Here is a 10,976-nt window from a genome sequence, read left to right on the forward strand (position 1 = left end):
GCTATATAAGTATGGATTCAAGTACATATTAGTTTGAATTGTGAACACGAACGTGAAATTATTCACATTGAAAGTGAATAGAATCACATGGATAATTCCGTAAGTTGTTAAAATTGTATTATGAGCAAGGAATTGAAGGAGGGTTTACAAACATGAAAAATCAAAAAGAAAAACTCATAGTGATTGGTAATGGAATGGCGGGAATTAGTACGGTTGAACAAATATTGAAACTAAGCGATTCATTTGATATTACGGTGTTTGGTAGTGAACCACATCCTAACTATAATCGAATCATGTTGTCTTATGTACTAGAAGGCAGCAAGACGATAGATGATATTGTTCTGAATGATTGGAACTGGTATAAAGATAATCAAATTACACTTCATACGACAACAACGGTAACGCATATTGACCCAATTCAGAAGCAAGTGAGTACGGATAACGGTATGACACAGATGTATGATAAGATCATCATCGCTACAGGTTCTAATCCTTTTATATTGCCGATTCCTGGTAGTAACAAAGAGGGTGTGATCGGATTTCGAGATATTCAAGATTGCAACCAAATGATAGAAGCTTCACAAAAATATAAAAAGGCTGCCGTCATTGGCGGTGGACTCTTAGGATTAGAAGCGGCTAAAGGTCTTGTGAATCTAGGCATGAATGTAACGGTTGTTCATTTAATGGAAGATATTATGGAACGACAATTGGATCGTAGTGCTTCTTCCATGTTGCAAGCTGAACTAGAGCGTCAAGGAATAGCATTTGCCATGGGCAAACAAACCACAGAGTTAATTGGAGATACACGTGTCAGTGGGTTGCGTTTCAACGATGGTTCCGTGTTGGATGCTGATCTCGTTGTGATGGCAGTAGGGATTAAACCGAACATAGCGATTGCTTCAGCAAGTGGTATGGAAGCAGGACGTGGAATTATTGTAGATGATTACATGCGTACATCATTCGAGAATGTCTATTCTGTTGGTGAATGTACTGAACATCGCGGTGTATGTTATGGACTGGTAGCTCCATTATTCGAACAAGGACATGTATTGGCTAAACACATATGTGGCGTAGATACCTCGCCTTATGAAGGTTCAATCGTAGCTACGAAATTGAAAATCTCTGGTGTGGATGTGTTCTCAGCAGGTGAATTTGTTGAAAGACCAGAACATATCGTAATTTCTACGAAAGACGAGTGGAAAAGAACCTATAAGAAAGTGTTATTGCTTGATAAAGTGATTGTTGGAGCCGTGTTATTCGGAGATGTTACGGAGTCAGCTAACCTACAGAAGTTAATTAAACAACAATCTGAGATGACGGATGATATATACGGTACCATCATGGGTACAGGATGCTGTGGAAATGGTGGTAATAAGCAATCCTCTATTGAAACGATGTCCGATGAAGAAATTGTTTGTGGATGTAATGGTGTTACTAAAAGGGCGATTGTGGATGTAATTACAGATCAGGGGCTCACAACAGTCGATGAGATAAAGGCTTGCACAGGTGCAACTCGTTCTTGCGGAGGATGTAAGCCAGTCGTCGAACAAATTCTACAATATGTATTAGGGGATAGTTTTAAGACTGCTGAAAAAACAGGTATTTGCGGTTGTACGCCACTCGATAGGGATCAGATCATTGCTGAGATTACGGCTAAAGGCTTATCAACGACCCGTGAAGTGATGAATGTACTTGGATGGGGCAATGACGAGGGATGTTCGAAATGTAGACCTGCACTTAATTACTATTTGCATATGCTACAACCAGAGACTTATGAAGATGAGAAAGAATCACGTTTTGTGAACGAGCGTATGAACGCTAATATTCAAAAAGATGGAACATACACCGTTGTCCCACGCATGTATGGTGGTGTTACTACACCGGAAGCGCTCAAGAAGATCGCTGACGTCTCATTGAAATATGATGTGAAAGTAGTCAAAGTTACGGGTGGACAAAGACTCGATCTGATTGGCGTTAAGAAAGAAGATCTACCTAAAGTGTGGGAAGAATTGGATATGCCTTCAGGTTATGCTTATGCCAAGTCGTTGCGAACAGTCAAAACATGTGTAGGTTCTCAGTTCTGTCGCTTCGGAACACAAGATTCCATGGGCATGGGTGAGCTCATTGAACGTAAGTTTGAACGGCTAGATTTCCCTGCTAAATTTAAGATTGCCGTGAATGGATGTCCGCGCAATTGTGCAGAATCTTGTACGAAGGATATCGGTATCGTTGGTAATGATGGTGGATGGGAAGTCTTTATTGGAGGTAATGGTGGAATCAAGCCTCGTATTGCAGATAGTTTCTGTAAAGTGAAAACAGATGAGGAACTAATTGAAATATGTGCAGCTATTATGCAATACTACCGAGAAACAGGTAACTATTTGGAGAGAACTTCCGAATGGGTAGAACGTATCGGTCTTGAACAGATTCAATCTGTCTTAATGAATAATGAAGATAATCGTAAAGAACTAGTTAAACGAATTGAAATTGCGCTGCAACAGGTTGAAGATCCATGGAAGAAAATGATCAATGATCCAGCAACACGTACAGCATTATATGAAGATAATACATCCGTAACAACAGTGAAATAATGACTAACCATGATAGATTGAAAAGGGGACTATGCATATGGTAATGACAGCGAAATGCTACACTATTGGTTCCGTGGAACACTATTTAGTACAAGTGGGTCGCGTGGTGATTATTGAAGGACAAGAGATTGCGATATTCCGTACTTCAGATGGAGAAGTATATGCTGTTGAGAATAAATCTCCACATCCAAAGGGAGGACCATTAGCAGAAGCTATGGTATCTGGTCATTATATCTACGACCCTTTATATGATTGGAAGATTGACTTGATTACAGGTAACGTACAAGAGCCAGACACCGGCCAAGTCGCAACGTATCCAGTTGTTATAAAAAATGGGGAAATCCATATTACTAAGATGCAGTAAATAAGTAACCTATTGCAGTGCATTCCCATCAAAGAGGTGATCCACCTGTATACACAAAATGTAGAGAACATTGCAGACGCGGCCGTTAAGAAAGTACAACAGATGGATGAAAGTATCACACGATATACAGTAGCAGCCATGTTAGCAGGTGCATATGTAGGAATTGGAATCATCCTTATTTTCTCATTAGGTGCCCCCTTAGCAACGATCAATTCCCCATTTCAGCCACTCGTTATGGGAGCAGCGTTCGGAATAGCACTAACTTTGGTTATGTTTGCTGGTTCAGAGTTATTTACTGGAAATAACATGTTTTTTGCGATAAGTACTTTGTCAGGAAAGACATCCATAAGAGATATGCTCAAAAATTGGGTGGTCGTATTTCTAGGGAATTTATTAGGTGCCATTGTACTCAGCTTACTTATGGTAGGTACAGGACTATTCAAGCACATTCCTCCGGAGCATCTTCTGTTCGCAGCCACATCCAAAAAAATGAGTCTACCGATAACGGAATTGTTCTTCCGGGGTATTCTCTGTAACTGGTTAGTCTGTCTTGCGATTTGGATGGCTATGCGGGCCAAAGAAGAAACTGCAAAATTAATCCTCATCTGGTGGTGCCTATTCGCTTTTATTGCAAGTGGATTTGAACATAGTGTGGCGAATATGACGCTACTTAGTCTAGCAACGTTATTACCCCATCATCCAGAAACCATATCCATCGCGGGTTGGTTACATAACATGATACCTGTTACATTAGGTAATATCGTTGGTGGAGGTCTGTTTGTTGGTATGACCTATTGGTTCATTTCACCTGTACGGATGAAAAAGAAATAATATCAAACGACAACCAAGGCTGATTGCCTGGTTGTCATTTTTTTTAATCCACCATGTAGTTGTAAGGAATGCGAATCGTAATGGATGTACCTTTTCCAAGTGTGCTATCGACTTCGATGCCATATGAATCCCCAAAATAGAAGCGTATTCGATCATGTACGTTTTTAATTCCGATATGTGCTTCTCCTAATGTATCCGATGTGCTCCTCAATCGTTCTCGAAGCAATGCAACCTGAGTCTCGTCCATCCCGACACCATCATCTTTCACTACAATTAGCATGCAATCATTGGATAATGAAGTAGATATTTCAAGCAATCCAGCATGAACACTACGCTCCAAACCATGTACAATTGCATTCTCTATGATCGGTTGCAAGGAGAAGTGTAGAACGTTCACGAGATCGCAATCTGGGGCAAGATTCTCACTGTATTGGATTTTATCTCCGAAACGCATTTGTTGTACTTTGATATATAGGCGAGTATGTGCTAGTTCCTCCTGTAATGGAACAATATCCTTTCCAGTTTGAATATGGATTCGAAACAATCGACCAAGCAGTCCTATCATCTCTGCAATATCTCTTTGTCCGGCAAGTACAGCCTTCATCTGGATTGATTCTAATGCATTGGCAAGGAAATGGGGATTGATCTGGCTCTTGAGAGCCCCATATTGGGCAACCTTCTGTTGGGCGATCATGTTCGATGATCTTTCAATATGACTTTGCAGATCTTCTACCATCTTGCGTATCCCTTTATATAGAACCCCGAATTCATCCTGACGATTGCTATTTAGATCTACATCGAACTTACCGAGACCTACCGATCTAACCTTTCTACTTAATAGAATGATTGGTTTCGTTACTCGTGCAGATAGAATAAACATGAATAACAGTGCGGTGACCAAAGAGCAGAAGGCAAATCCTAATATAATGAATCGAAATAACTTTGCATCCTTAGACATTTCCCGCTCATCAATATATTGGATAACCTTCCATCCAGAGTAAGGCGAGGTCATAAAGTCAAGGTAGGAAGAGTTACCTGCAAAAGGAGCATAGAAACTTCCTGAATCATGACTAAGGATGTGTTTCAAAGATTCGTTATCAGAGTCATTTAAGGTTTGAGGCGTTTCTTGATCTTGCTTGGATGAATAAATAATGCCACCTTTATCATCCACGATAAGAAAATTACGGTTGCTGTTCTCGGATAAATTCAGAATTTCACGCAAAGAATCCAATCGAATATCGATTAGGATAACGGCTAGAGGCTGTTTGCTTCCTGTTTTGTTAATGACCCGGGCAATGGAAATAATCGATTCTTTCGAGTTGACACGATGAAAGGGTGTATGTGTTCCAAATATAACGATCTTGCCCTGACTAGCCAAGGTTTGTTTATACCAATCTTTCTGAATAAAGTTACTATCATCATAATCCGATTGATTGAAATTAACGGAATAAAAGACGCGGTCTCCCGCATAAATCTGAACACTATCCACATTTTTGATGGTCATTTCTATCGTGCTTGCGAAATGTTCAATCACACTTCTGTATTGGATGCCTGTATCTTCAATATTATTGGCACGATTGTCTGACCATTTGGTAAGTGAGCGTTGAAGTTGGCCATCAAGTTGTGCGGTAAGGGTACCTTTTTCTATACTCTGCAAATATTGATCGATATTAAAAGATAAATTATTTAGAATAAGATTTGCACTATCTTGGTATTCATTTTTGACCGTCTCCAGTGAAAACAGATACACAATACCTGACATGATCGTAAGTGGAAGTGTGATCGTACAAATCATGAGTATAAATATTTGACGATTGACATGTTTCATTTGAAATCGTTGGGAGAGGCGTCTGAGTATGTCCATTCAATCCGCTCCTAGTTGCTTTCTATATTCCGTTGGGGTCATATGCGTAATGGTTCGGAACATCTTTACGAAATGCTTATAGCTTTTATAACCACACATCATACAGATATCGGTAATTAGAAGTTCCGGATTCTGTAGCTTCTTCTGGGCATGTTGAATACGAATCTCAGTAACAAACGTGATATAATTCTTATTTAATTTCGTTTTGAATAAACGGCTCAAGTAAGATGGGTTATAAAAGAAACGATCTGCAACGATTTGAAGAGTAAGGTCTTGATCAATATGTTGTTCAATGAAATTTCTAATTTGTTCAAAAACAAGTGTATCTTTGGGCACAGCTGTCTGATTCTGAATTCGATATACACTATGAAGATGGATTATCCATTCAAATAGCCAGTCGAAGAGTTGGTCCAAAGTCTGGAAATCATCTATGAATGTAAGTGTCAGTAGTTTGTTACTATAGACACCCTCTACCGTAATCTTATTTTTGTGGGCGAACCGCAGGGTAACATTAATGATCTCTTGTAAAAAGGCGAGCCATTCATCAATGGATACATTCGGTAATTTGTTACGTGATTCGTCCGCTAGGTAATTCATTAATGTTCTCGTTTTTTCATGATTTCCTTGTTCTAAGTTTTCTAGGATCAACTGAGAATCAAGAAGGACCAAATGATTTGAACGACCAGTCGACGCATGATATGTACTGGCTATCGTTTGCTCACAGAAAAGATGGTCTCCAGGCTGTGAGAAGCGCTTATATAGCGCACGTTCAGTATGTTGAAGGGATAAGCCTGCACTCGATAGTTGGGATGACGGACTTCCTACTGCGATAAATAGACCTGTAGGTTCCTGAAGATTTATGTGAGCTGCTGCACTCAACATATATTCTTCAATCGGCTGGTGAAATAATTCTGTATTATGTACTTCAAATAATGTAATCGCATACAATTTGGATTTGTAAAAATAACTCAGCGTTCTCCAGGTGCAATCTTGACCTAAAACAGATACGGCCAAATCGGATACGAGCGTTTCTGCAATCTGCTTCCAACCTTTACTGGATACTTGAAGATGATTTGGATTAGGGATATTGGCCACAACAATCGAATAAAACATGAAATGGGTACCCTTGAATCCGCATAGGCGCTGAATCAATTCTGGTTCCAATGCAACATCGCCTTCCAAAAGATGTTTCACGACCTGACTATGTATCAGCAGGGTACCTTCCTTTACTTCGTTCTCTAATTCTAAGCGAGAGAGTTGTTCTTGTTTTCTATTCTCCAATATTTTGAGACATTCCATTAAGCTCGATAAGCTTTCTTCATATTCGAGGGGTTTGAGCAGGTACGACTGTATGCCACCGACTTGAATAGCTTTCTGTGCGTAAGAGAAATCGCTATAACCCGTTAATATGATAAATACGGTATTAGGTAATTTAGAACGTAGTTGTTCGATCATCTCTAGACCATTCATTTCTGGCATACGGATATCCGTTATGACTAAATCTGGTCGATGTGCAAGAGCAACATCCATCCCAATCTTTCCATTCTCGGCTTCAAAAATCGTATGTACACCCAATTCAGTCCATGGGAAATAGTGTTTCAGTCCAGCTCGTATAGTAGGTTCATCTTCGACGATCAGTAATTTGTACATAACATACCTCTCAAGTTGAAATGTATTAGAAAGTGCAATTAGTATTCATTATACAAGAAATATATGCCATAAGTATTATATTCTTAAATGAGAGCAATAGATAAGTAAAAATTGAGCCATGTATGTAAAAGTAGAGGGATATCACAATCCAATAAATTAATCTATGCTAAGTACAGGGAATGAAAGCGCTTAACTTTCCTTTCTGAATTAGGAATAGGGGGAATTGAAATGGCAATAAGGATGAGATGGTTAGTATCGGTCATTAGCATTATGCTCGTTATGATGACCGTTGCGGCATGTGGTTCGAGTAACAATACGGCAAACAAATCAACGTCGGAGCCAAATGCCAATAATGTCAAAGAGGAGTCGCCAAGTAACGAATCGAAGAAGTCTGAACCCGTAACAATCACTTGGTGGAATTTTCCGAACTTCCAACCCCTTGATGGGGAAGTTGGTAAATATGAGAAAGAAATTATTGCAGCTTTTAATGAGAAGAATCCAGAAATCAAAGTTAATCTTGAGATGATTACTTACGATGGAGGACCAGAGAAGCTCAATGTGGCAATCGCATCAAATTCTGCACCAGATCTTATATATGATGCTCCTGGACGTATCATCGACTGGGGTAAAAAGGGTCTGTTAGCATCTCTAGATGACATGGTTAAAGATGAAGTGAGACAAGATATCTCACCGGCATTCTGGAAACAGTCCATGGTAGGCGACAATACAGTGATGTATCCAATTAATACAGCGCCATTTATGATGGCAGTAAACAAAACGATATTCGAGAAAATGGATGCATTGGACTTATTGCCATTAGATCGTCCTGATCGTACATGGACTTTTGATGAATATAAAAAGGCCCTTCAAGCGGTTAAAGAAAAAGCACCTGATGTTATACCTTCCGGATTCTTTGCAAAGAGTCAAGCAGGGGATCAAGGAACACGTGCATATTTAGCTAACCTTGGAATCTCCAGATTCTTAAATGAGGACTATAGCAAGGTGGCTATTAATACAGAAGAAGCGGGTAAAGCGTTGGATTGGATTGCACAAGCTGAGAAAGATAAATTGGTTATTTCGGGATCAGCGGCTCTTGCTGCAGCAGATGTTAACGATCTATTCCTTCAAGGGAAATTAGCCTTTACCATTAACTATTCAGCTGTACTAAAAGCACAAAATGCTACCCTTAAAAAAGCGGAATTCGAAGAAGTATTACTACCGTTCCCTACGTTAGATGGTTCAAAGCCTAAGCTGGAACCTTATCTTGGAGGTATGGCTATATTTGACAATGGAGACGAAGCGAAAATTGCTGCATCTAAGAAATTTATTGATTTCGTAGCCAATGATGAAGTATATGGTAACAAAAACTTGATACAAACAGGTGGATTATCTGTACGTAACTCTATCACTGGATTGTATAATGATCCGGAATATGCCTATGCAGAGCTTGCTCGTGAATTCATTACGGATCCTCCAACCATTGCAGACGGTTGGGCAGATGTTCGCACTTTCTGGTTCCCTGAATTACAACGTGTTCTTTTGGCTGATGCAACAGGTAAAGAGGCATTAGATTCATTCGCTGCTAATGCCAACAAAGCCATTGAGGATGCCAAAGCAAAAGCAAAAAAATAAGCTAACCAAAGATAAAGATTAGGAGCAGCGTACACGCTTTTGCGTTGCTCCTTTTCCATCCATAGGGTAAGGAGAGATAGCATATGTTCGCAACGGCACTGAAATCTCGACGTCATGTCTGGCGGGAATGGCTAATCAGTTATTTGTTTTTATTACCTGCCTTATCTTTTTTTCTGTTATTCGTCGCATATCCCATGTTAAAAGGAATTTACATTAGCTTCTTTGATTATTCATTAAATAATTTCGATTTCATAGGTGTAGACAACTACAAACATCTCTTACAGGACAAAACATTCTTTCAGTCTATGAAGAATACCATTGTCATTGTTCTAGTGGCTGTTCCACTCGTCATTGCATTCTCTATCTTTGTTGCAATGACCATCTATAAGAAGAATGAGTTCATTCGTTCTTTCTTTCGGGGGGTCTTTTATTTACCAGCAGTTACATCAGTCGTAAGTATTACTGTCGTGTGGGCATCCATATATGATCCGAACTACGGTATTTTGAACTATATTACAAGCCTGTTCGGTGCTGAACCTATTGCCTGGCTTGGAAATCCTCGAACAGCCTTGTTTGCGATTATCGCCGTATTAATCACGACATCGGTCGGTCAACCGATTATTCTATACGTCGCATCAATAGGCAATATTCCGAGCTCATATATCGAAGCGGCACAGATCGACCGCGCAACGTATGGACAAATATTCAGAAAGATCATATGGCCCATGTTAATGCCAACGAATTTATACATTATTGTAATTACGACTATTAACACATTCCAAACCTTTGCCATTGTTCAATTGCTTACAGCAGGTGGACCACTATATAAGACTTCAACAGTTATGTACGGTGTATACGAGAAAGCCTTTATTCTGGGTAATTTTGGAATGGCATCTGCAATGGGAATTATACTCGCTGTTATTATCGGTATTATTTCTTTCATTCAATTCAGATATTTAGGCAGCGATGTGGAGTACTAGGAGGGATCAACATGAATTCATATAATCCAATGAACTTGAACAATAATCGCGTCCAATCAAGGATCAAGTCGAAATGGCAGTCTGATTTGACCGGGGGCAAGGTACTATCTAACATCATTTTGATTTTGTTTGCCCTATTATTTATATTCCCGTTTTATTGGATCGTTACTGGAGCTTTTAAGGTTCAGAATGTCGCAGTGGCTATTCCACCAGAATGGTTCCCACGTGATCCAACCTGGGAAAACTTCACTGTTCTATTCAAGAATCCGGTATGGAAGTGGACCTTTAACAGCTTTTTCGTAGCGGTGAGCGAAATGATAGGTGTTTGTCTTGTTGCATCGATGGCCGGTTATGTGCTTGCTAAGAAGTCATTTCCTGGTCGTAAAATGATCTTCACGATGTTTGTTGCCGCAATGGCGCTTCCTAAACAAGTTATACTAGTTCCTTTATTTACTATGATTGCTGATTTTGGTTGGATTGATAGCTATAAAGCTCTCATTTTACCGGCAATTGGTTGGCCTTTTGGTATCTTTCTGATCAAACAGTTTGCCCAAACGTTACCAACCGAACTAATAGAAGCTGCCAAGATTGATGGTTGCTCAGAACTTCGTTTATTCAACAGTATTGTCATTCCCTTGCTCAAGCCAGCATTGGGAGCACTCGCTATCTTCACGTTCATTAATGCTTGGAATGATTATTTCAGCCAATTGATTATGACGAGATCGACAGCAATGATGACTTTGCCTTTGGGTGTAGCCACTCTGAAAGGTGAATATACAACACCCTATGGTGTGTTGATGGCAGGTGCAGCATTTGCTTCTATTCCGATGATCACTATTTTCTTGTTGTTCCAGAAATCATTCACGCAAGGGATTACCATGGGGGCTGTAAAGGGGTAAGGATTGAATGATGGTCTATAAGTCTGAATAGTCTGTTAGTTACAATAGCCAGGTTCTGGGTTATTATGAATACAAAGAGCCATATCGAATTGTGAGATAGGGCTCTTTTAGTTGTGCGCCCAGCATGGGCGCTATCTATAGGGTGTGAGTCCCGAATGGCGAAGG

8 protein-coding genes are annotated in these 10,976 nt (G+C 39.8%); 6 read left to right on the forward strand and 2 right to left on the reverse strand.

The window, feature by feature from the left end; genetic code table 11:
• The first annotated feature begins 152 nt into the window (after positions 1-152).
• The 3 genes from nirB to ACH8E3_RS10665 are packed head-to-tail and all read left to right on the forward strand — an operon-like array spanning position 153 to position 3,786.
• On the forward strand, positions 153-2,591 hold the full coding sequence (gene nirB, locus ACH8E3_RS10655; protein ID WP_458632614.1) for a nitrite reductase large subunit NirB: 2,439 nt from the start codon (positions 153-155) through the stop codon (positions 2,589-2,591).
• A gap of 37 nt (positions 2,592-2,628) precedes the next feature.
• The gene (locus ACH8E3_RS10660; protein WP_458632615.1) at positions 2,629-2,955 is read left to right on the forward strand and encodes a nitrite reductase (NAD(P)H) small subunit; all 327 of its coding nucleotides are present in this window, start codon (positions 2,629-2,631) and stop codon (positions 2,953-2,955) included.
• Between the two features lie 45 nt (positions 2,956-3,000).
• Positions 3,001-3,786, forward strand: coding sequence for a formate/nitrite transporter family protein (locus ACH8E3_RS10665; protein WP_458632625.1), 786 nt, complete (start codon positions 3,001-3,003; stop codon positions 3,784-3,786).
• 43 nt (positions 3,787-3,829) lie between these two features.
• Here ACH8E3_RS10665 and ACH8E3_RS10670 read toward each other — a convergent pair whose 3' ends face one another.
• Together ACH8E3_RS10670 and ACH8E3_RS10675 are read right to left on the reverse strand one after the other, a co-directional pair.
• Positions 3,830-5,650, reverse strand: a complete 1,821-nt coding sequence (locus ACH8E3_RS10670; protein WP_458632616.1) for a cache domain-containing sensor histidine kinase — start codon at positions 5,648-5,650, stop codon at positions 3,830-3,832.
• Positions 5,651-7,300, reverse strand: coding sequence for a response regulator transcription factor (locus ACH8E3_RS10675; protein ID WP_458632617.1), 1,650 nt, complete (start codon positions 7,298-7,300; stop codon positions 5,651-5,653).
• A 228-nt stretch (positions 7,301-7,528) separates the two neighbouring features.
• Here ACH8E3_RS10675 and ACH8E3_RS10680 point away from each other — a divergent pair, with 228 nt between their 5' ends.
• From ACH8E3_RS10680 to ACH8E3_RS10690, 3 genes are all read left to right on the forward strand, one after another.
• A complete protein-coding gene (locus ACH8E3_RS10680; protein ID WP_458632618.1) occupies positions 7,529-8,932 on the forward strand; it encodes an ABC transporter substrate-binding protein in 1,404 nt (467 codons plus the stop codon).
• Positions 8,933-9,015: 83 nt separating this feature from the next.
• Positions 9,016-9,912, forward strand: coding sequence for a carbohydrate ABC transporter permease (locus ACH8E3_RS10685; RefSeq protein WP_458632619.1), 897 nt, complete (start codon positions 9,016-9,018; stop codon positions 9,910-9,912).
• An 11-nt stretch (positions 9,913-9,923) separates the two neighbouring features.
• Positions 9,924-10,811 (forward strand): carbohydrate ABC transporter permease, encoded by an 888-nt coding sequence (locus ACH8E3_RS10690; RefSeq protein WP_458632620.1) that lies wholly within the window; start codon positions 9,924-9,926, stop codon positions 10,809-10,811.
• The last annotated feature ends 165 nt before the right edge of the window (positions 10,812-10,976 follow it).

The organism is Paenibacillus sp. CMAA1364, assembly GCF_054373195.1.